This window comes from Citrobacter sp. Marseille-Q3906 (assembly GCF_916618775.1).
Classification (GTDB): Bacteria; Pseudomonadota; Gammaproteobacteria; order Enterobacterales; family Enterobacteriaceae; genus Citrobacter; species Citrobacter murliniae.
Genome location: NZ_CAKAKA010000003.1, coordinates 440,282 through 458,101 on the forward strand (window position 1 = coordinate 440,282; position 17,820 = coordinate 458,101).

Annotated in this window: 31 protein-coding genes; 30 read left to right on the forward strand and 1 reads right to left on the reverse strand. The window is 49.8% G+C overall.

From position 1 onward, the window contains the following. Positions 1–229 precede the first annotated feature (229 nt). From fkpA to bfr, 11 genes are all read left to right on the forward strand, one after another. Positions 230–1,048, forward strand: a complete 819-nt coding sequence (fkpA, locus tag LG384_RS19390) for an FKBP-type peptidyl-prolyl cis-trans isomerase (RefSeq protein WP_045448355.1) — start codon at positions 230–232, stop codon at positions 1,046–1,048. Positions 1,049–1,213: 165 nt separating this feature from the next. Beyond that, complete coding sequence (locus LG384_RS19395; protein ID WP_003023643.1) at positions 1,214–1,936, forward strand: transcriptional regulator; 723 nt, start codon at positions 1,214–1,216, stop codon at positions 1,934–1,936. Next, positions 1,936–2,322, forward strand: coding sequence for a sulfurtransferase complex subunit TusD (gene tusD / locus LG384_RS19400; protein ID WP_200013188.1), 387 nt, complete (start codon positions 1,936–1,938; stop codon positions 2,320–2,322). The genes LG384_RS19395 and tusD overlap by 1 nt, the downstream gene beginning before the upstream one ends. Continuing rightward, on the forward strand, positions 2,322–2,681 hold the full coding sequence (gene tusC, locus LG384_RS19405) for a sulfurtransferase complex subunit TusC (RefSeq protein ID WP_200042273.1): 360 nt from the start codon (positions 2,322–2,324) through the stop codon (positions 2,679–2,681). Before tusD ends, tusC begins: the two co-directional genes overlap by 1 nt. Positions 2,682–2,688: 7 nt before the next feature. Beyond that, a complete protein-coding gene (gene tusB / locus LG384_RS19410; RefSeq protein WP_045448350.1) occupies positions 2,689–2,976 on the forward strand; it encodes a sulfurtransferase complex subunit TusB in 288 nt (95 codons plus the stop codon). 125 nt (positions 2,977–3,101) lie between these two features. Continuing rightward, positions 3,102–3,476: a 30S ribosomal protein S12 gene (gene rpsL / locus LG384_RS19415; RefSeq protein WP_003023654.1), complete on the forward strand. Its 375-nt coding sequence runs from the start codon at positions 3,102–3,104 to the stop codon at positions 3,474–3,476. Positions 3,477–3,571: 95 nt separating this feature from the next. Further along, on the forward strand, positions 3,572–4,042 hold the full coding sequence (gene rpsG, locus LG384_RS19420; RefSeq protein ID WP_003023657.1) for a 30S ribosomal protein S7: 471 nt from the start codon (positions 3,572–3,574) through the stop codon (positions 4,040–4,042). Positions 4,043–4,138: 96 nt separating this feature from the next. Further along, positions 4,139–6,253: an elongation factor G gene (gene fusA / locus LG384_RS19425; RefSeq protein WP_045448338.1), complete on the forward strand. Its 2,115-nt coding sequence runs from the start codon at positions 4,139–4,141 to the stop codon at positions 6,251–6,253. Positions 6,254–6,322: 69 nt separating this feature from the next. Further along, positions 6,323–7,507 carry an elongation factor Tu gene (gene tuf / locus LG384_RS19430; RefSeq protein WP_003031109.1) on the forward strand — a complete coding sequence of 395 codons (1,185 nt, stop codon included), beginning with the start codon at positions 6,323–6,325 and terminating at the stop codon, positions 7,505–7,507. A gap of 185 nt (positions 7,508–7,692) precedes the next feature. Further along, complete coding sequence (gene bfd, locus LG384_RS19435) at positions 7,693–7,887, forward strand: bacterioferritin-associated ferredoxin (protein WP_071829044.1); 195 nt, start codon at positions 7,693–7,695, stop codon at positions 7,885–7,887. A 71-nt stretch (positions 7,888–7,958) separates the two neighbouring features. After that, positions 7,959–8,435, forward strand: coding sequence for a bacterioferritin (gene bfr, locus LG384_RS19440; RefSeq protein ID WP_045448334.1), 477 nt, complete (start codon positions 7,959–7,961; stop codon positions 8,433–8,435). 5 nt (positions 8,436–8,440) lie between these two features. Here bfr and LG384_RS19445 read toward each other — a convergent pair whose 3' ends face one another. Next, positions 8,441–8,899 carry an A24 family peptidase gene (locus LG384_RS19445; protein ID WP_225761402.1) on the reverse strand — a complete coding sequence of 153 codons (459 nt, stop codon included), beginning with the start codon at positions 8,897–8,899 and terminating at the stop codon, positions 8,441–8,443. Positions 8,900–9,276: 377 nt separating this feature from the next. On the opposite strand from LG384_RS19445, the gene rpsJ reads away from it, so the two are divergent. The 19 genes from rpsJ to rpsE all read left to right on the forward strand — a co-directional run bounded on the left by rpsJ (position 9,277) and on the right by rpsE (position 17,820). Then, the gene (gene rpsJ, locus LG384_RS19450) at positions 9,277–9,588 is read left to right on the forward strand and encodes a 30S ribosomal protein S10 (protein WP_001181005.1); all 312 of its coding nucleotides are present in this window, start codon (positions 9,277–9,279) and stop codon (positions 9,586–9,588) included. Between the two features lie 32 nt (positions 9,589–9,620). Next, positions 9,621–10,250 (forward strand): 50S ribosomal protein L3, encoded by a 630-nt coding sequence (gene rplC / locus LG384_RS19455; RefSeq protein WP_045448329.1) that lies wholly within the window; start codon positions 9,621–9,623, stop codon positions 10,248–10,250. A gap of 10 nt (positions 10,251–10,260) precedes the next feature. Beyond that, complete coding sequence (gene rplD / locus LG384_RS19460) at positions 10,261–10,866, forward strand: 50S ribosomal protein L4 (protein WP_003031119.1); 606 nt, start codon at positions 10,261–10,263, stop codon at positions 10,864–10,866. Next, the gene (gene rplW, locus LG384_RS19465; protein WP_000617546.1) at positions 10,863–11,165 is read left to right on the forward strand and encodes a 50S ribosomal protein L23; all 303 of its coding nucleotides are present in this window, start codon (positions 10,863–10,865) and stop codon (positions 11,163–11,165) included. The genes rplD and rplW overlap by 4 nt, the downstream gene beginning before the upstream one ends. A 17-nt stretch (positions 11,166–11,182) precedes the next feature. Next, entirely contained in the window at positions 11,183–12,004 is an 822-nt protein-coding gene (gene rplB, locus LG384_RS19470; RefSeq protein ID WP_000301869.1) for a 50S ribosomal protein L2, read from the forward strand. A gap of 16 nt (positions 12,005–12,020) precedes the next feature. Next, the gene (gene rpsS / locus LG384_RS19475) at positions 12,021–12,299 is read left to right on the forward strand and encodes a 30S ribosomal protein S19 (RefSeq protein ID WP_001138115.1); all 279 of its coding nucleotides are present in this window, start codon (positions 12,021–12,023) and stop codon (positions 12,297–12,299) included. Between the two features lie 14 nt (positions 12,300–12,313). After that, complete coding sequence (gene rplV, locus LG384_RS19480; RefSeq protein ID WP_000448832.1) at positions 12,314–12,646, forward strand: 50S ribosomal protein L22; 333 nt, start codon at positions 12,314–12,316, stop codon at positions 12,644–12,646. 17 nt (positions 12,647–12,663) lie between these two features. Then, positions 12,664–13,365, forward strand: a complete 702-nt coding sequence (gene rpsC / locus LG384_RS19485; protein WP_000529945.1) for a 30S ribosomal protein S3 — start codon at positions 12,664–12,666, stop codon at positions 13,363–13,365. 12 nt (positions 13,366–13,377) lie between these two features. Continuing rightward, positions 13,378–13,788: a 50S ribosomal protein L16 gene (gene rplP / locus LG384_RS19490; RefSeq protein WP_000941212.1), complete on the forward strand. Its 411-nt coding sequence runs from the start codon at positions 13,378–13,380 to the stop codon at positions 13,786–13,788. Further along, positions 13,788–13,979 (forward strand): 50S ribosomal protein L29, encoded by a 192-nt coding sequence (gene rpmC, locus LG384_RS19495; protein ID WP_000644742.1) that lies wholly within the window; start codon positions 13,788–13,790, stop codon positions 13,977–13,979. The genes rplP and rpmC overlap by 1 nt, the downstream gene beginning before the upstream one ends. Beyond that, complete coding sequence (gene rpsQ, locus LG384_RS19500; protein ID WP_003031120.1) at positions 13,979–14,233, forward strand: 30S ribosomal protein S17; 255 nt, start codon at positions 13,979–13,981, stop codon at positions 14,231–14,233. Before rpmC ends, rpsQ begins: the two co-directional genes overlap by 1 nt. Before the next feature lie 163 nt (positions 14,234–14,396). After that, a complete protein-coding gene (rplN, locus tag LG384_RS19505) occupies positions 14,397–14,768 on the forward strand; it encodes a 50S ribosomal protein L14 (protein ID WP_000613954.1) in 372 nt (123 codons plus the stop codon). Between the two features lie 10 nt (positions 14,769–14,778). Further along, positions 14,779–15,093 carry a 50S ribosomal protein L24 gene (rplX, locus tag LG384_RS19510; protein WP_003031122.1) on the forward strand — a complete coding sequence of 105 codons (315 nt, stop codon included), beginning with the start codon at positions 14,779–14,781 and terminating at the stop codon, positions 15,091–15,093. Between the two features lie 14 nt (positions 15,094–15,107). Then, positions 15,108–15,647, forward strand: a complete 540-nt coding sequence (rplE, locus tag LG384_RS19515) for a 50S ribosomal protein L5 (RefSeq protein WP_003031123.1) — start codon at positions 15,108–15,110, stop codon at positions 15,645–15,647. 14 nt (positions 15,648–15,661) lie between these two features. Then, positions 15,662–15,967, forward strand: coding sequence for a 30S ribosomal protein S14 (gene rpsN / locus LG384_RS19520; RefSeq protein WP_045448294.1), 306 nt, complete (start codon positions 15,662–15,664; stop codon positions 15,965–15,967). A gap of 33 nt (positions 15,968–16,000) precedes the next feature. After that, complete coding sequence (rpsH, locus tag LG384_RS19525) at positions 16,001–16,393, forward strand: 30S ribosomal protein S8 (RefSeq protein WP_003031127.1); 393 nt, start codon at positions 16,001–16,003, stop codon at positions 16,391–16,393. A gap of 12 nt (positions 16,394–16,405) precedes the next feature. Further along, complete coding sequence (rplF, locus tag LG384_RS19530; RefSeq protein ID WP_045448292.1) at positions 16,406–16,939, forward strand: 50S ribosomal protein L6; 534 nt, start codon at positions 16,406–16,408, stop codon at positions 16,937–16,939. A gap of 9 nt (positions 16,940–16,948) precedes the next feature. Then, positions 16,949–17,302, forward strand: coding sequence for a 50S ribosomal protein L18 (gene rplR / locus LG384_RS19535; RefSeq protein ID WP_000358956.1), 354 nt, complete (start codon positions 16,949–16,951; stop codon positions 17,300–17,302). A 14-nt stretch (positions 17,303–17,316) separates the two neighbouring features. Beyond that, positions 17,317–17,820 carry a 30S ribosomal protein S5 gene (gene rpsE / locus LG384_RS19540; protein ID WP_003031131.1) on the forward strand — a complete coding sequence of 168 codons (504 nt, stop codon included), beginning with the start codon at positions 17,317–17,319 and terminating at the stop codon, positions 17,818–17,820.

Below are 17,820 nucleotides of genomic sequence, written 5' to 3' on the forward strand. Positions count from 1 at the left end.
TTCACCTCTTCTGTTATTTCCGGCAGATCGCGGACTGCGGCGAATTCTACTCAACTTTGCCTGTTTGCACAGCACTCATTCCCGTGTGACGAAACTAATTTAAACAAAAAGAGTCTGAAATGTGGTGATAATAGGGCGTGTCCGTATGTTGATTTGTTCTACAACGCTTTATAGTACGTTTTTATGTTAGCTAACCCTGGGGTGAGATGCCCCGGCCCTGGAGAGATGGATGAAATCACTGTTTAAAGTAACGTTGCTGGCGACCACAATGGCCGTTGCTCTGCATGCCCCGATCACCTTCGCTGCTGATACTGCGAAACCAGCCGCTACCGCTGACAGCAAAGCAGCATTCAAGAATGACGACCAGAAAGCGGCCTACGCGCTGGGCGCATCCCTGGGGCGTTACATGGAAAACTCCCTGAAAGAGCAGGAGAAACTGGGCATCAAACTGGATAAAGATCAGCTGATCGCTGGCGTTCAGGATGCGTTTGCGGACAAGAGCAAATTGTCTGACCAGGAAATCGAACAAACTCTGCAGGCGTTTGAAGCGCGCGTGAAGACTTCCGCCCAGGCGAAAATGGAAAAAGACGCGGCTGATAATGAAGCCAAGGGTAAAGCGTACCGTGAGAAGTTTGCCAAAGAGAAAGGTGTTAAAACCTCTTCTACTGGTCTGGTCTACAAAGTAGAGAAAGCCGGTACAGGTGAAGCACCGAAAGACAGCGATACCGTGGTTGTGAACTACAAAGGTACGCTGATTGATGGTAAAGAGTTTGATAACTCTTACACCCGTGGCGAGCCACTCTCTTTCCGTCTTGACGGTGTTATCCCGGGCTGGACAGAAGGCCTGAAAAACATCAAGAAAGGCGGTAAAATTCAGCTGGTTATTCCACCGGATCTGGCTTATGGCAAAACCGGCGTTCCGGGTATTCCGGCAAACTCTACGCTGGTCTTTGATGTTGAGCTGTTAGATATCAAACCGGCGCCGAAAGCGGATGCGAAGGCAGACGCTGCACCGGCAGATAAAGCTGCAGATGCCAGCAAAAAATAAGGTACCAAAAACCGCCGCCCACAGGGCGGCGGTTTTTTATTATCGACAGGATATAATTAATACTGGAAAGCGCCTTGTGCGCTGTATTACTTTAGATGCCCCTAATAGTGATGAGCCTGCCCTGACAACATAACGACAGGCTCCTGAAAAGGAGTGCTTTTTTTCATGTCCAGGTCGCTTTTAACCAACGAAACCAGTGAGCTAGATTTGCTGGATCAACGTCCTTTCGATCAAACCGACTTCGATATCCTTAAATCCTACGAAGCGGTAGTGGACGGGTTGGCGATGCTCATTGGTTCCCATTGTGAAATCGTATTGCACTCTTTGCAGGATTTGAAATGCTCGGCTATTCGCATCGCCAACGGTGAACACACGGGCCGAAAAATCGGCTCACCGATTACCGATCTTGCGTTGCGCATGCTGCATGATATGACGGGTGCGGATAGCAGCGTGTCGAAATGTTATTTCACACGTGCGAAAAGCGGTGTCTTGATGAAGTCGGTGACGATTGCCATTCGCAACCGTGAGCATCGCGTAATTGGTCTGCTGTGCATCAATATGAATCTTGATGTACCTTTCTCGCAAATAATGAATACCTTTATTCCGCCGGAAACCCCGGAAGTGGGCTCAGCCGTAAACTTTGCTTCATCAGTGGAAGATCTGGTGACACAGACGCTGGAATTCACGATTGAAGAAGTGAATGCCGATCGTAACGTATCTAACAATGCGAAGAATCGTCAGATCGTCCTGAATCTGTATGAGAAAGGCATCTTCGATATCAAAGATGCTATTAATCAGGTCGCTGACCGTCTGAACATCTCCAAACATACTGTTTACCTCTATATTCGCCAGTTCAAAAGTGGTGATTTCCAGGGGCAAGACAAGTAATGCGTTTTGCCATCATGGTGACAGGACCTGCCTATGGCACACAGCAGGCGAGCAGCGCGCTGCAATTTGCACATGCGTTGCTTGAGGAAGGGCATGAGTTAAGCCGTGTCTTTTTCTATCAGGAGGGGGTATATAACGCTAACCTTCTGACATCACCCGCCAGTGATGAATTTGATTTGGTGCGAGGCTGGCAGCAACTCAATCAACAATTTGGTGTAGAGCTTAATATTTGTGTGGCGGCGGCGTTGCGTCGTGGCGTTGTTGATGAGACCGAAGCGAAGAGGCTTGGGCTGACAAGTTCGAACTTACAATCAGGTTTTAACCTCAGTGGGCTTGGCTCGCTGGCCGAGGCATCCCTGACGTGCGATCGCGTGGTACAGTTTTAATGAAACGTGTTGCTTTTGTTTTTTCCACTGTGCCGCACGGCAGTGCATCAGGCCGCGAAGGTCTTGATGCATTACTGGCGACTTCAGCATTAACGGAAGACCTTGGTGTATTTTTTATTGGTGATGGCGTCTTCCAGATCCTGCAAGGACAAAAACCGGATGCTGTCCTCGCCCGTGATTATATCGCGACTTTTAAACTGCTGGGGCTGTACGATATAGAGCAATGCTGGCTTTGCGCCGCCTCCCTGCGTGAGCGAGGGCTTGATCAGGGGGCCAGTTTTGTGGTCGATGCGACGGTTCTTGAACCCGATGATTTGCGCCGTGAGCTTGGCAACTATGATGTTATTTTGAGGTTTTGACATTCTCATGCTGCATACTTTACATCGCTCCGCGTGGCTTACTGATTTCTCCTCTCTTCTTCGTCTTGTTGGTGAAGACGATGAGCTTTTATTGCTCCAGGATGGCGTGACGGCGGCAATAGATGGTACCCGCTTCCTTGAAAGTCTGCAGAATGCCTCCATTAAGGTCTATGTACTGGAAGAAGACATTAAAGCTCGCGGGTTAGATGGTCAAATTTCAGACAGTGTCGTCAGGGTTGGCTATACTGACTTCGTCAGACTTACGGTGAAGCATCCCAACCAGATGGCCTGGTAATTGTGGGATCGTTGTATATTTCTTGACACCTTTTCGACACCGACCTAAAATTCTGCGTCCTCATATTGTATGAGGTCGTTTTATTACGTGTTTACGAAGCAAAAGCTAAAACCAGGAGCTATTTAATGGCAACAGTTAACCAGCTGGTACGCAAACCACGCGCACGCAAAGTTGCAAAGAGCAACGTGCCTGCGCTGGAAGCATGCCCGCAGAAACGTGGCGTATGTACTCGTGTATATACTACCACTCCTAAAAAACCGAACTCCGCACTGCGTAAAGTTTGCCGTGTTCGTTTGACTAACGGTTTTGAAGTGACTTCCTACATCGGTGGTGAAGGTCACAACCTGCAGGAGCACTCCGTGATCCTGATCCGTGGCGGTCGTGTAAAAGACCTTCCGGGTGTTCGTTACCACACCGTTCGTGGTGCGCTTGACTGCTCCGGCGTTAAAGACCGTAAGCAATCACGTTCCAAGTATGGCGTGAAACGTCCTAAGGCTTAATGGTTCTCCGTTAAGTAAGGCCAAACGTTTTATATTAATGTCAAACTAAACTCTTAGAGTTTTGGACAATCCTGAATTAACAACGGAGTATTTCCATGCCACGTCGTCGCGTCATTGGTCAGCGTAAAATTCTGCCGGATCCGAAGTTCGGATCAGAACTGCTGGCTAAATTTGTAAATATCCTGATGGTAGATGGTAAAAAATCTACTGCCGAAACAATCGTATACAGCGCGCTGGAGACCCTGGCTCAGCGTTCTGGTAAAAATGAACTGGAAGCTTTCGAAGTAGCTCTCGAAAACGTGCGCCCGACTGTCGAAGTTAAGTCTCGCCGCGTTGGTGGTTCTACTTATCAGGTACCAGTTGAAGTCCGTCCGGTCCGTCGTAATGCCCTGGCAATGCGTTGGATCGTTGAAGCTGCTCGTAAACGCGGTGATAAATCCATGGCTCTGCGCCTGGCGAACGAACTTTCTGATGCTGCAGAAAACAAAGGTACTGCAGTTAAGAAACGTGAAGACGTTCACCGTATGGCAGAAGCCAACAAGGCGTTCGCACACTACCGTTGGTAATCCCTTCGGAGTATTAGTCACCAGGCGGGCGCTTCTTGTAAGCAGCCCGCTTTGGGCTACTTAAATTGAACGCCTAAAAGATAAACGAGGAATCAAATGGCTCGTACAACACCCATCGCGCGCTACCGTAACATCGGTATCAGTGCGCACATCGACGCCGGTAAAACCACTACTACCGAACGTATTCTGTTCTACACCGGTGTAAACCATAAAATCGGTGAAGTTCATGACGGCGCAGCCACCATGGACTGGATGGAACAGGAGCAGGAGCGTGGTATTACTATCACCTCCGCAGCGACTACTGCATTCTGGTCTGGTATGGCTAAGCAGTATGAACCGCATCGCGTAAACATCATCGACACCCCGGGGCACGTTGACTTCACTATCGAAGTAGAACGTTCCATGCGTGTGCTTGATGGTGCAGTAATGGTTTACTGCGCAGTTGGTGGTGTTCAGCCGCAGTCTGAAACCGTATGGCGTCAGGCTAACAAATATAAAGTTCCGCGCATTGCGTTCGTTAACAAAATGGACCGTATGGGCGCGAACTTCCTGAAAGTTGTTGGTCAGATCAAAACCCGTCTGGGCGCGAACCCTGTTCCGCTGCAGCTGGCAATTGGTGCTGAAGAAAACTTCACTGGTGTTGTTGACCTGGTGAAAATGAAAGCCATCAACTGGAACGAAGAAGATGCAGGCGTAACCTTCACTTATGAAGATATCCCGGCTGACATGCAGGAACTGGCTGAAGAATGGCACCAGAACCTGATCGAGTCCGCCGCGGAAGCTTCAGAAGAGCTGATGGAGAAATACCTGGGTGGTGAAGAACTGACTGAAGAAGAGATCAAGAAAGCTCTGCGTCAGCGCGTTCTGAACAACGAAATCATCCTGGTAACCTGTGGTTCTGCGTTTAAGAACAAAGGTGTTCAGGCGATGCTGGATGCGGTAATTGATTACCTGCCATCCCCGACTGATGTACCTGCGATCAACGGTATTCTGGACGACGGTAAAGATACTCCGGCTGAGCGTCACGCTAGCGATGAAGAGCCGTTTGCTGCTCTGGCATTCAAAATCGCTACCGACCCGTTCGTGGGTAACCTGACCTTCTTCCGCGTGTACTCTGGTGTGGTTAACTCCGGTGATACCATCCTGAACTCCGTGAAATCTGCACGTGAGCGTTTTGGCCGTATCGTTCAGATGCACGCCAACAAACGTGAAGAGATCAAAGAAGTTCGCGCGGGCGACATCGCTGCTGCGATCGGTCTGAAAGACGTGACCACTGGTGATACCCTGTGTGATCCAGATTCTCCGATCATTCTGGAGCGTATGGAATTCCCGGAACCGGTAATTTCCATCGCGGTAGAACCGAAAACCAAAGCTGACCAGGAAAAAATGGGTCTGGCTCTGGGCCGTCTGGCTAAAGAAGACCCGTCATTCCGCGTATGGACTGACGAAGAATCTAACCAGACTATTATCGCCGGTATGGGTGAGCTGCACCTCGACATCATCGTTGACCGCATGAAGCGTGAATTCAACGTTGAAGCGAACGTCGGTAAACCTCAGGTTGCTTACCGTGAAGCGATTCGCGCGAAAGTTACCGATATCGAAGGTAAACACGCTAAGCAGTCTGGTGGTCGCGGTCAGTATGGTCATGTTGTTATCGACATGTACCCGCTGGAGCCGGGTTCAAACCCGAAAGGCTACGAATTCATCAACGACATCAAAGGTGGTGTAATTCCTGGCGAATACATCCCGGCCGTTGATAAAGGCATCCAGGAACAGCTGAAATCTGGCCCGCTGGCTGGTTACCCGGTTGTTGATCTGGGCGTGCGTCTGCACTTCGGTTCTTACCATGACGTTGACTCCTCTGAGCTGGCGTTTAAACTGGCCGCTTCTATCGCCTTTAAAGATGGCTTTAAGAAAGCGAAACCAGTTCTGCTTGAGCCTATCATGAAGGTTGAAGTAGAGACTCCGGAAGAGAACACCGGTGACGTTATCGGTGACTTGAGCCGCCGTCGTGGTATGCTTCGTGGTCAGGAATCCAACGTCACTGGCGTTGTGATCCACGCTGAAGTTCCGCTGTCTGAAATGTTCGGATATGCAACCCAGCTGCGTTCTCTGACCAAAGGCCGTGCTTCTTACTCCATGGAGTTCCTGAAGTACGACGATGCGCCGAACAACGTTGCTCAGGCCGTTATTGAAGCCCGTGGTAAATAAGCCACAGGATTAAAACCTAAGTCCCGTGCTCTCTCCAAAGGGGAGAGCACTATAGTAAGGAATATAGCCGTGTCTAAAGAAAAATTTGAACGTACAAAACCGCACGTTAACGTCGGCACCATCGGCCACGTTGACCACGGTAAAACTACCCTGACCGCTGCAATCACCACCGTTCTGGCTAAAACCTACGGCGGTGCTGCTCGTGCTTTCGACCAGATCGATAACGCTCCGGAAGAAAAAGCTCGTGGTATCACCATCAACACTTCTCACGTTGAATATGACACCCCGACTCGCCACTACGCGCACGTAGACTGCCCGGGCCACGCCGACTATGTTAAAAACATGATCACCGGTGCTGCGCAGATGGACGGCGCGATCCTGGTTGTTGCTGCGACTGACGGCCCGATGCCGCAGACTCGTGAGCACATCCTGCTGGGTCGTCAGGTAGGCGTTCCGTACATCATCGTGTTCCTGAACAAATGCGACATGGTTGATGACGAAGAGCTGCTGGAACTGGTAGAAATGGAAGTTCGTGAACTTCTGTCTCAGTACGATTTCCCGGGCGACGACACTCCGATCGTTCGTGGTTCTGCTCTGAAAGCGCTGGAAGGCGAAGCAGAGTGGGAAGCGAAAATCATCGAACTGGCTGGCTTCCTGGATTCTTACATCCCGGAACCAGAGCGTGCGATTGACAAGCCGTTCCTGCTGCCTATCGAAGACGTATTCTCCATCTCCGGTCGTGGTACCGTTGTTACCGGTCGTGTAGAGCGCGGTATCATCAAAGTTGGTGAAGAAGTTGAAATCGTTGGTATCAAAGAGACTGCTAAGTCTACCTGTACTGGCGTTGAAATGTTCCGCAAACTGCTGGACGAAGGCCGTGCTGGTGAGAACGTTGGTGTTCTGCTGCGTGGTATCAAACGTGAAGAAATCGAACGTGGTCAGGTACTGGCTAAGCCGGGTTCAATCAAGCCGCACACCAAGTTCGAATCTGAAGTGTACATTCTGTCCAAAGACGAAGGCGGCCGTCATACTCCGTTCTTCAAAGGCTACCGTCCGCAGTTCTACTTCCGTACTACTGACGTGACTGGTACCATCGAACTGCCAGAAGGCGTAGAGATGGTAATGCCGGGCGACAACATCAAAATGGTTGTTACCCTGATCCACCCGATCGCGATGGACGACGGTCTGCGTTTCGCAATCCGTGAAGGCGGCCGTACTGTAGGTGCGGGCGTTGTTGCTAAAGTAATGAGCTAATTATTGATTAATTAGTTTTGAGCTTAAAAAGGGCGCTTCGGCGCCCTTTTTGCTGCCTGCAATTCATTCGCTGTAATATTTATTCGCATTTTTCGCTAACCCAACCGGCGTGCAAACATAATTGTGCTATTGTAATCATAACTATTCTCATTTACACTTTGCGCAGAAATTGAACGGGAGCGATCATGTACGTTTGTTTGTGTAATGCGATAAGTGATAAAAAAATTCGTCAGGCTGTTCGCCAGTTTCATCCTCAGTCCTTTCAGCAATTACGTAAATTTATTCCTGTTGGAAATCAATGCGGTAAGTGTATTCGGGCTGCGCGTGAAGTGATGCAGGATGAATTAACTCAAATACCAGAATTTAAAGAGATCGCCTAAGTCACACTCTTTTTTTTGACATCCCTGTAGCCCCATCTACGCTCTAAGAGTGGAAGCGGAGGGACTATAAAATGAAAGGTGATGTTAAAATCATAAATTATCTCAATAAACTATTGGGAAATGAGCTTGTCGCAATCAACCAGTATTTTCTCCATGCCCGTATGTTTAAAAACTGGGGACTGACTCGCCTCAATGATGTTGAGTATCATGAATCTATTGATGAGATGAAACACGCCGATAAATATATCGAGCGTATTTTATTCTTAGAAGGGCTGCCAAACTTACAGGATCTGGGTAAGTTAGGGATTGGTGAAGATGTTGAGGAGATGCTGCAGTCAGATCTTCGACTTGAACTTGATGGCGCGAAAGATTTGCGTGAAGCCATTGCCTATGCCGATAGCGTTCATGACTACGTCAGCCGGGATATGATGATAGAAATCCTTACTGAAGAAGAAGGGCATATTGACTGGCTCGAAACGGAGCTGGATTTGATTTCAAAACTTGGCTTGCAAAATTATCTGCAATCACAGATTAAAGTCAGTGACTAATCGCCCTACATCAGATTTACCCAGCCAATAATAAAACCCGCCGCCGCCAGATATGGCCCAAAAGGCAGCGGGTTTTTTAGTACCTTTCTTCCATCCGTAACGCTCCTAATCCCAATGATGCAACAGGCCAGACAGGCAGCAGTGAAGACCAACAGCGGTAATGATTCCCAACGATGCCATGCACCAAGTGCTGCGAGAAATTTTACATCACCATAGCCTAGTCCTTCCTGTCGTCTTACCAGCCGGTAGCTCCAATAGAGAAGTGAAAACACGCTATATCCCACCACGGCCCCCCAAACTGCATCAGATAATTCAGCCGGTTTACAGCATTGATGATAAATAAGACCACTCCATAGAAGAGGGCAGGTAAACTTGTCTGGCAATAAACCGGTGCGTAAATCCTGTATCCAAAGAAGCCCGCATAAGGACGTGTAGGTAAACAGGAAGAGGAGGTTGATGCACATGCTCGAATTCTCATCGCTAAAGAGATAACCCTCCAGTAAATGTGGCGTCCATACAAGATCCGAATAGCTATAACGGTTGCCTGCTTCCAGTAAAAATATGCATGCGCAAGTTTCTACAATCTGCCTGGAATGGTGCTCGCATTACAGGTCGGGTGATTAATTTCTACACGGCACTTGCGTAAGGCTGAGATTTACGTATAATGCGCGGGCTTGTCTTAATTGACGGCTGGTTCAATCTGAACCACTGATAGTCGATTTGACTATCTGACAATGTTCCCGATTGGGGAACTCTGTAAGAACGGTTACACTCTCCCATCAATCGTAATGGGTTTGAGGAGTAACTATTTCGTCTATAAAATAATTGGAGCTCTGGTCTCATGCAGAACCAAAGAATCCGTATCCGCCTGAAAGCGTTTGATCATCGTCTGATCGATCAATCAACCGCGGAAATCGTCGAGACTGCTAAGCGCACTGGTGCGCAAGTCCGTGGTCCGATCCCGCTGCCGACCCGCAAAGAGCGCTTTACCGTTCTGATCTCTCCGCACGTTAACAAAGACGCGCGTGATCAGTACGAGATTCGCACTCACAAGCGTCTGGTTGACATCGTTGAGCCAACTGAGAAAACCGTTGATGCTCTGATGCGTCTGGATCTGGCTGCCGGTGTAGACGTGCAGATCAGCCTGGGTTAATCAGGTCATCGAGCGATTGAGAGGTTGATACAATGATTGGTTTAGTCGGTAAAAAAGTGGGAATGACCCGCATCTTCACTGAAGATGGCGTATCTATCCCAGTAACCGTAATCGAAGTTGAAGCAAACCGCGTTACTCAGGTTAAAGACCTGGCTAACGACGGCTACCGCGCTATTCAGGTTACCACTGGTGCTAAAAAAGCTAACCGTGTAACCAAGCCGGAAGCTGGTCACTTTGCTAAAGCTGGCGTTGAAGCTGGCCGCGGCCTGTGGGAGTTCCGTCTGGCGGATGGTGAAGAATTCACCGTAGGTCAGAGCATTAGCGTTGAACTGTTTGCTGACGTTAAAAAAGTTGACGTAACCGGTACTTCTAAAGGTAAAGGTTTCGCTGGTACCGTTAAGCGCTGGAACTTCCGTACCCAGGACGCTACTCACGGTAACTCCTTGTCTCACCGCGTTCCGGGTTCTATCGGTCAGAACCAGACTCCGGGCAAAGTGTTCAAAGGCAAGAAAATGGCAGGTCAGCTGGGCAACGAGCGTGTAACCGTTCAGAGCCTGGACGTAGTACGTGTTGACGCTGAGCGCAACCTGCTGCTGGTTAAAGGTGGTGTTCCGGGTGCGACCGGTTGCGACCTGATCGTTAAACCAGCTGTGAAGGCGTAAGGGGATAGCAATGGAATTAGTATTGAAAGACGCGCAGAGCGCGCTGACTGTTTCCGAAACTACCTTCGGTCGTGATTTCAACGAAGCGCTGGTTCACCAGGTTGTTGTTGCTTATGCAGCTGGTGCTCGTCAGGGTACTCGTGCTCAGAAGACTCGTGCTGAAGTAACTGGTTCAGGCAAAAAGCCGTGGCGCCAGAAAGGTACCGGCCGTGCGCGTTCAGGTTCTATCAAGAGCCCGATCTGGCGTTCTGGTGGCGTGACCTTCGCTGCTCGTCCGCAGGACCACAGTCAAAAAGTTAACAAAAAGATGTACCGCGGCGCGCTGAAAAGCATTCTGTCCGAACTGGTACGTCAGGATCGTCTGATCGTTGTCGAATCATTCTCTGTAGAAGCGCCTAAAACTAAGCTGCTGGCACAGAAACTGAAAGACATGGCTCTGGAAGATGTGCTGATCATCACCGGTGAGCTGGACGAAAACCTGTTCCTGGCTGCGCGCAACCTGCACAAGGTTGACGTACGCGATGCAACTGGTATCGACCCGGTTAGCCTGATCGCCTTCGACAAAGTCGTAATGACTGCTGATGCTGTTAAGCAAGTTGAGGAGATGCTGGCATGATTCGTGAAGAACGTCTGCTGAAGGTGCTGCGCGCACCGCACGTTTCTGAAAAAGCGTCTACTGCGATGGAAAAAACTAATACCATCGTTCTCAAAGTTGCTAAAGACGCGACCAAAGCAGAAATCAAAGCTGCTGTGCAGAAACTGTTTGAAGTCGAAGTCGAAGTCGTTAACACCCTGGTAGTTAAAGGGAAAGTTAAACGTCACGGACAGCGTATCGGTCGTCGTAGCGACTGGAAAAAAGCTTACGTCACCCTGAAGGAAGGCCAGAATCTGGACTTCGTCGGCGGCGCTGAGTAAGTCGGAGGAGTAATACAATGGCAGTTGTTAAATGTAAACCGACATCTCCGGGTCGTCGCCACGTCGTTAAAGTGGTCAACCCAGAGCTGCACAAGGGCAAACCTTTTGCTCCGCTGGTTGAAAAAAACAGCAAATCCGGTGGTCGTAACAACAATGGCCGTATCACCACTCGTCACATCGGTGGTGGTCACAAGCAGGCTTATCGTATCGTTGACTTCAAACGCAACAAAGACGGTATCCCGGCAGTTGTTGAACGTCTTGAGTACGATCCGAACCGTTCCGCGAACATCGCGCTGGTTCTGTACAAAGACGGTGAACGCCGTTACATCCTGGCCCCTAAAGGCCTGAAAGCTGGCGACCAGATTCAGTCTGGCGTTGATGCTGCAATCAAAGCAGGTAACACCCTGCCGATGCGCAATATCCCGGTTGGTTCTACCGTTCATAACGTAGAAATGAAACCAGGTAAAGGCGGTCAGCTGGCTCGTTCCGCTGGTACTTACGTTCAGATCGTTGCTCGTGATGGTGCTTATGTCACCCTGCGTCTGCGTTCTGGTGAAATGCGTAAAGTCGAAGCAGACTGCCGTGCAACTCTGGGCGAAGTTGGCAATGCTGAGCATATGCTGCGCGTTCTGGGTAAAGCAGGTGCTGCACGCTGGCGTGGTGTTCGTCCTACCGTTCGCGGTACTGCGATGAACCCAGTCGACCACCCACATGGTGGTGGTGAAGGTCGTAACTTTGGTAAGCACCCGGTAACTCCGTGGGGCGTTCAGACCAAAGGTAAGAAGACCCGCAGCAACAAGCGTACTGATAAATTCATCGTACGTCGCCGTAGCAAATAATTTTAGAGGATAAGCCATGCCACGTTCTCTCAAGAAAGGTCCTTTTATTGACCTGCACTTGCTGAAGAAGGTAGAGAAAGCGGTGGAAAGCGGAGACAAGAAGCCCCTGCGCACTTGGTCCCGTCGTTCAACGATCTTTCCTAACATGATCGGTTTGACCATCGCTGTCCATAATGGTCGTCAGCACGTTCCGGTATTTGTTTCCGACGAAATGGTCGGTCACAAACTGGGTGAATTCGCACCGACTCGTACTTATCGCGGCCACGCTGCTGATAAAAAAGCGAAGAAGAAATAAGGTAGGAGGAAGAGATGGAAACTTTAGCTCAACATCGCCATGCTCGTTCTTCTGCTCAGAAGGTTCGCCTTGTTGCAGACCTGATTCGCGGTAAGAAAGTGTCGCAGGCTCTGGATATTCTGACCTACACCAATAAGAAAGCGGCTGTACTGGTTAAGAAAGTCCTGGAATCTGCCATTGCTAACGCTGAACACAACGATGGCGCTGACATTGACGATCTGAAAGTTACGAAAATTTTCGTAGACGAAGGCCCGAGCATGAAGCGCATTATGCCGCGTGCAAAAGGTCGTGCAGATCGCATCCTGAAGCGCACCAGCCACATTACTGTGGTTGTGTCCGATCGCTGAGACTCTGGAGACTAGCAATGGGTCAGAAAGTACATCCTAATGGTATTCGCCTGGGTATTGTAAAACCATGGAACTCAACCTGGTTTGCGAACACCAAAGAATTCGCTGACAACCTGGACAGCGATTTTAAAGTACGTCAGTACCTGACTAAGGAACTGGCGAAAGCGTCTGTATCTCGTATCGTGATCGAGCGTCCGGCTAAGAGCATCCGTGTGACCATTCACACCGCTCGTCCGGGTATCGTTATCGGTAAGAAAGGCGAAGACGTAGAAAAACTGCGCAAAGTCGTAGCGGATATTGCTGGCGTTCCTGCTCAGATCAATATCGCCGAAGTGCGTAAACCTGAACTGGACGCAAAATTGGTTGCTGACAGCATCACTTCTCAGCTGGAACGTCGTGTTATGTTCCGTCGTGCTATGAAGCGTGCTGTACAGAACGCAATGCGTCTGGGCGCTAAAGGTATTAAAGTTGAAGTTAGCGGCCGTCTGGGCGGCGCGGAAATCGCACGTACCGAATGGTACCGCGAAGGTCGCGTACCTCTGCACACTCTGCGTGCTGACATCGACTACAACACCTCTGAAGCGCACACCACTTACGGTGTAATCGGCGTTAAAGTGTGGATCTTCAAAGGCGAGATCCTGGGTGGTATGGCTGCTGTTGAACAACCGGAAAAACCGGCTGCTCAACCTAAAAAGCAGCAGCGTAAAGGCCGTAAATAAGGAGCGTCGCTGATGTTACAACCAAAGCGTACAAAATTCCGTAAAATGCACAAAGGCCGTAACCGCGGTCTGGCGCAGGGTACGGATGTTAGCTTCGGCAGCTTCGGTCTGAAAGCTGTTGGCCGTGGTCGTCTGACTGCCCGTCAGATCGAAGCAGCACGTCGTGCTATGACCCGTGCAGTTAAGCGTCAAGGTAAGATCTGGATCCGTGTATTCCCGGACAAACCGATCACTGAAAAGCCGCTGGCAGTGCGTATGGGTAAAGGTAAAGGTAACGTGGAGTATTGGGTTGCCTTGATTCAGCCGGGTAAAGTCCTGTATGAAATGGACGGCGTACCGGAAGAGCTGGCCCGTGAAGCATTCAAGCTGGCAGCAGCGAAACTGCCGATTAAAACCACCTTTGTAACTAAGACGGTGATGTAATGAAAGCAAAAGAGCTGCGTGAGAAGAGTGTTGAAGAGCTGAACACCGAGCTGCTGAATCTGCTGCGTGAGCAGTTCAACCTGCGTATGCAGGCTGCAAGTGGCCAGCTGCAACAGTCTCACCTGTTGAAGCAAGTGCGTCGTGATGTCGCACGCGTTAAGACTTTACTGACTGAGAAGGCGGGTGCGTAATGACCGATAAAATCCGTACTCTGCAAGGTCGCGTTGTTAGCGACAAAATGGAGAAATCCATTGTTGTTGCTATCGAACGTTTTGTGAAACACCCGATCTACGGTAAATTCATTAAGCGTACGACCAAACTGCACGTACATGACGAGAACAACGAATGCGGTACTGGTGACGTGGTTGAAATCCGCGAATGCCGTCCGCTGTCCAAGACTAAGTCCTGGACGCTGGTTCGCGTTGTAGAGAAAGCTGTTCTGTAATACAGTAGGCATTCTCAACGAATAAACGGCTCAGCGATGAGCCGTTTATTTTTTCTACCCATATCGTTTAAGCGGTGTTATAATGCCGCGCCCCCGATATGGGGCTTTTTTAACGACCTGATTTTCGGGTCTCAGTAGTAGTTGACATTAGCGGAGCACTAAAATGATCCAAGAACAGACTATGCTGAACGTCGCCGACAACTCCGGTGCACGTCGCGTAATGTGTATCAAGGTTCTGGGTGGCTCGCACCGTCGCTACGCAGGCGTAGGCGACATCATCAAGATCACCATCAAAGAAGCAATTCCGCGTGGTAAGGTCAAAAAAGGTGATGTGCTGAAGGCGGTAGTGGTGCGCACCAAGAAGGGTGTTCGTCGCCCGGACGGTTCTGTCATTCGCTTCGATGGTAATGCATGCGTTATTTTAAACAATAACAGCGAGCAACCTATCGGTACGCGTATTTTTGGGCCGGTAACTCGTGAACTTCGTAACGAGAAGTTCATGAAAATTATCTCTCTGGCACCAGAAGTACTCTAAGGAGCGAATCATGGCAGCGAAGATCCGTCGTGATGACGAAGTTATCGTGTTAACCGGTAAAGATAAAGGTAAACGCGGTAAAGTGAAAAATGTCCTGTCTTCCGGCAAGGTCATTGTTGAAGGTATCAACCTGGTTAAGAAACATCAGAAGCCGGTTCCGGCCCTGAACCAACCAGGCGGCATCGTAGAGAAAGAAGCAGCTATTCAGATCTCTAACCTTGCTATCTTCAACGCGGCAACCGGCAAGGCTGACCGTGTAGGCTTTAGATTCGAAGACGGCAAAAAAGTCCGTTTCTTTAAATCTAATAGCGAAACTATCAAGTAATTTGGAGTAGTACGATGGCGAAACTGCATGATTACTACAAAGACGAAGTAGTCGCTAAACTCATGACTGAGTTTAACTACAATTCTGTCATGCAAGTCCCTCGGGTCGAGAAGATCACCCTGAACATGGGTGTTGGTGAAGCGATCGCTGACAAGAAACTGCTGGATAACGCAGCAGCTGACCTGACAGCAATCTCCGGTCAAAAACCGCTGATCACCAAAGCACGCAAATCTGTTGCAGGCTTCAAAATCCGTCAGGGCTATCCGATCGGCTGTAAAGTAACTCTGCGTGGCGAACGCATGTGGGAGTTCTTTGAGCGCCTGATCACTATTGCTGTTCCACGTATCCGTGACTTCCGTGGCTTGTCCGCTAAGTCTTTCGATGGTCGTGGTAACTACAGCATGGGTGTCCGTGAGCAGATCATCTTCCCAGAAATCGACTACGATAAAGTCGACCGCGTGCGTGGTTTGGATATTACCATTACCACTACTGCGAAATCTGATGAAGAAGGCCGTGCTCTGCTGGCTGCCTTTGACTTCCCGTTCCGCAAGTAAGGTAGGGTTACTGAATGGCTAAGCAATCAATGAAAGCACGCGAAGTAAAGCGCGTAGCTTTAGCTGATAAGTACTTCGCAAAACGCGCTGAACTGAAAGCTATCATCTCTGATGTGAACGCGACCGACGAAGATCGTTGGAACGCAGTTCTGAAGCTGCAGTCTCTGCCGCGTGATTCCAGCCCGTCTCGTCAGCGTAACCGCTGCCGTCAAACTGGTCGTCCGCACGCTTTCCTGCGGAAGTTCGGGTTGAGCCGTATTAAGGTCCGTGAAGCCGCTATGCGCGGTGAAATTCCGGGTCTGAAAAAGGCTAGCTGGTAATTGTCACCAATTGAATCACGGGAGTAAAGACAGATGAGCATGCAAGATCCGATCGCGGATATGCTGACCCGTATCCGTAACGGTCAGGCCGCGAATAAAGCTGCGGTCACCATGCCTTCCTCCAAGCTGAAAGTGGCAATTGCCAACGTGCTGAAGGAAGAAGGTTTTATTGAAGATTTTAAAGTTGAAGGCGACACCAAGCCGGAACTGGAACTTACTCTTAAGTATTTCCAGGGTAAAGCTGTTGTAGAAAGCATTCAGCGTGTCAGTCGCCCAGGTCTGCGCATTTATAAGCGTAAAGACGAGCTGCCAAAAGTTATGGCTGGCATGGGTATCGCAGTTGTTTCTACCTCTAAAGGTGTTATGACTGATCGTGCAGCGCGCCAGGCTGGTCTTGGTGGCGAAATTATCTGCTACGTAGCCTAATCGGAGGAAAAAATGTCTCGTGTTGCTAAAGCACCGGTCGTTATTCCTGCCGGCGTTGATGTAAAAATCAACGGTCAGGTTATTACGATCAAAGGTAAAAACGGCGAGCTGACTCGTACTCTCAACGATGCTGTTGAAGTTAATCATGCAGATAATGCACTGACCTTCGGTCCGCGTGATGGTTACGCAGATGGATGGGCTCAGGCTGGTACCGCGCGTGCCCTGCTGAACTCAATGGTTGTCGGTGTTACCGAAGGCTTCACTAAGAAGCTGCAGCTGGTTGGTGTAGGTTATCGTGCAGCGGTCAAAGGGAATGTAGTAAACCTAGCATTAGGTTTCTCTCATCCAGTTGATCATGAGCTGCCGGCAGGGATTACTGCAGAATGTCCGTCTCAGACTGAAATCGTGCTGAAAGGCGCTGATAAACAGCTGATCGGTCAGGTTGCAGCAGATCTGCGCGCCTACCGTCGTCCTGAGCCTTACAAAGGCAAGGGTGTTCGTTACGCCGACGAAGTCGTGCGTACCAAAGAGGCTAAGAAGAAGTAAGGTAACACTATGGATAAGAAATCTGCTCGTATCCGTCGTGCGACCCGCGCACGCCGCAAGCTCAAAGAGCTGGGCGCAACTCGCCTGGTGGTACATCGTACCCCGCGTCATATTTACGCACAGGTAATTGCACCGAACGGTTCTGAAGTTCTGGTAGCTGCTTCTACTGTAGAAAAAGCTATCGCTGAACAACTGAAGTACACCGGTAACAAAGACGCTGCAGCAGCTGTGGGTAAAGCTGTCGCCGAACGCGCTCTGGAAAAAGGCATCAAAGATGTGTCCTTTGACCGTTCCGGGTTCCAATATCATGGTCGTGTCCAGGCACTGGCAGATGCTGCCCGTGAAGCTGGCCTTCAGTTCTAAGGTAGAGGTGTAAGATGGCTCACATCGAAAAACAAGCTGGCGAACTGCAGGAAAAGCTGATCGCGGTAAACCGCGTATCTAAAACCGTTAAAGGTGGTCGTATTTTCTCCTTCACAGCTCTGACTGTAGTTGGCGATGGTAACGGTCGCGTTGGTTTTGGTTACGGTAAAGCGCGTGAAGTTCCAGCAGCGATCCAGAAAGCGATGGAAAAAGCCCGTCGCAATATGATTAACGTCGCGCTGAACCACGGCACCCTGCAGCACCCGGTTAAGGGTACTCACACGGGTTCTCGTGTATTCATGCAGCCGGCTTCCGAAGGTACCGGTATCATCGCCGGTGGTGCAATGCGCGCCGTTCTGGAAGTCGCTGGAGTTCGTAACGTTCTGGCTAAAGCGTATGGTTCCACCAACCCGATTAACGTGGTTCGTGCAACTATCGATGGTCTGGAAAATATGAAATCTCCGGAAATGGTCGCTGCCAAGCGTGGTAAATCCGTTGAAGAAATTCTGGGGAAATAA

Coding starts and splice junctions, on each gene's coding strand:
- rplP (WP_000941212.1), top strand. CDS start 13,378: ATGTTACAACCAAAGCGTACAAAATTCCGTAAAATGCACAAAGGCCGT.
- rpsN (WP_045448294.1), top strand. CDS start 15,662: ATGGCTAAGCAATCAATGAAAGCACGCGAAGTAAAGCGCGTAGCTTTA.
- fkpA (WP_045448355.1), top strand. CDS start 230: ATGAAATCACTGTTTAAAGTAACGTTGCTGGCGACCACAATGGCCGTT.
- rpsE (WP_003031131.1), top strand. CDS start 17,317: ATGGCTCACATCGAAAAACAAGCTGGCGAACTGCAGGAAAAGCTGATC.
- tusB (WP_045448350.1), top strand. CDS start 2,689: ATGCTGCATACTTTACATCGCTCCGCGTGGCTTACTGATTTCTCCTCT.
- LG384_RS19395 (WP_003023643.1), top strand. CDS start 1,214: ATGTCCAGGTCGCTTTTAACCAACGAAACCAGTGAGCTAGATTTGCTG.
- rpsL (WP_003023654.1), top strand. CDS start 3,102: ATGGCAACAGTTAACCAGCTGGTACGCAAACCACGCGCACGCAAAGTT.
- rplF (WP_045448292.1), top strand. CDS start 16,406: ATGTCTCGTGTTGCTAAAGCACCGGTCGTTATTCCTGCCGGCGTTGAT.
- rplC (WP_045448329.1), top strand. CDS start 9,621: ATGATTGGTTTAGTCGGTAAAAAAGTGGGAATGACCCGCATCTTCACT.
- LG384_RS19445 (WP_225761402.1), bottom strand. CDS start 8,899: ATGTGCATCAACCTCCTCTTCCTGTTTACCTACACGTCCTTATGCGGG.
- rpmC (WP_000644742.1), top strand. CDS start 13,788: ATGAAAGCAAAAGAGCTGCGTGAGAAGAGTGTTGAAGAGCTGAACACC.
- rplX (WP_003031122.1), top strand. CDS start 14,779: ATGGCAGCGAAGATCCGTCGTGATGACGAAGTTATCGTGTTAACCGGT.
- bfr (WP_045448334.1), top strand. CDS start 7,959: ATGAAAGGTGATGTTAAAATCATAAATTATCTCAATAAACTATTGGGA.
- rpsJ (WP_001181005.1), top strand. CDS start 9,277: ATGCAGAACCAAAGAATCCGTATCCGCCTGAAAGCGTTTGATCATCGT.
- rpsC (WP_000529945.1), top strand. CDS start 12,664: ATGGGTCAGAAAGTACATCCTAATGGTATTCGCCTGGGTATTGTAAAA.
- rplN (WP_000613954.1), top strand. CDS start 14,397: ATGATCCAAGAACAGACTATGCTGAACGTCGCCGACAACTCCGGTGCA.
- bfd (WP_071829044.1), top strand. CDS start 7,693: ATGTACGTTTGTTTGTGTAATGCGATAAGTGATAAAAAAATTCGTCAG.
- rpsH (WP_003031127.1), top strand. CDS start 16,001: ATGAGCATGCAAGATCCGATCGCGGATATGCTGACCCGTATCCGTAAC.
- rpsQ (WP_003031120.1), top strand. CDS start 13,979: ATGACCGATAAAATCCGTACTCTGCAAGGTCGCGTTGTTAGCGACAAA.
- fusA (WP_045448338.1), top strand. CDS start 4,139: ATGGCTCGTACAACACCCATCGCGCGCTACCGTAACATCGGTATCAGT.
- rplV (WP_000448832.1), top strand. CDS start 12,314: ATGGAAACTTTAGCTCAACATCGCCATGCTCGTTCTTCTGCTCAGAAG.
- rpsS (WP_001138115.1), top strand. CDS start 12,021: ATGCCACGTTCTCTCAAGAAAGGTCCTTTTATTGACCTGCACTTGCTG.
- tusC (WP_200042273.1), top strand. CDS start 2,322: ATGAAACGTGTTGCTTTTGTTTTTTCCACTGTGCCGCACGGCAGTGCA.
- rplD (WP_003031119.1), top strand. CDS start 10,261: ATGGAATTAGTATTGAAAGACGCGCAGAGCGCGCTGACTGTTTCCGAA.
- rplR (WP_000358956.1), top strand. CDS start 16,949: ATGGATAAGAAATCTGCTCGTATCCGTCGTGCGACCCGCGCACGCCGC.
- rpsG (WP_003023657.1), top strand. CDS start 3,572: ATGCCACGTCGTCGCGTCATTGGTCAGCGTAAAATTCTGCCGGATCCG.
- rplB (WP_000301869.1), top strand. CDS start 11,183: ATGGCAGTTGTTAAATGTAAACCGACATCTCCGGGTCGTCGCCACGTC.
- rplE (WP_003031123.1), top strand. CDS start 15,108: ATGGCGAAACTGCATGATTACTACAAAGACGAAGTAGTCGCTAAACTC.
- rplW (WP_000617546.1), top strand. CDS start 10,863: ATGATTCGTGAAGAACGTCTGCTGAAGGTGCTGCGCGCACCGCACGTT.
- tusD (WP_200013188.1), top strand. CDS start 1,936: ATGCGTTTTGCCATCATGGTGACAGGACCTGCCTATGGCACACAGCAG.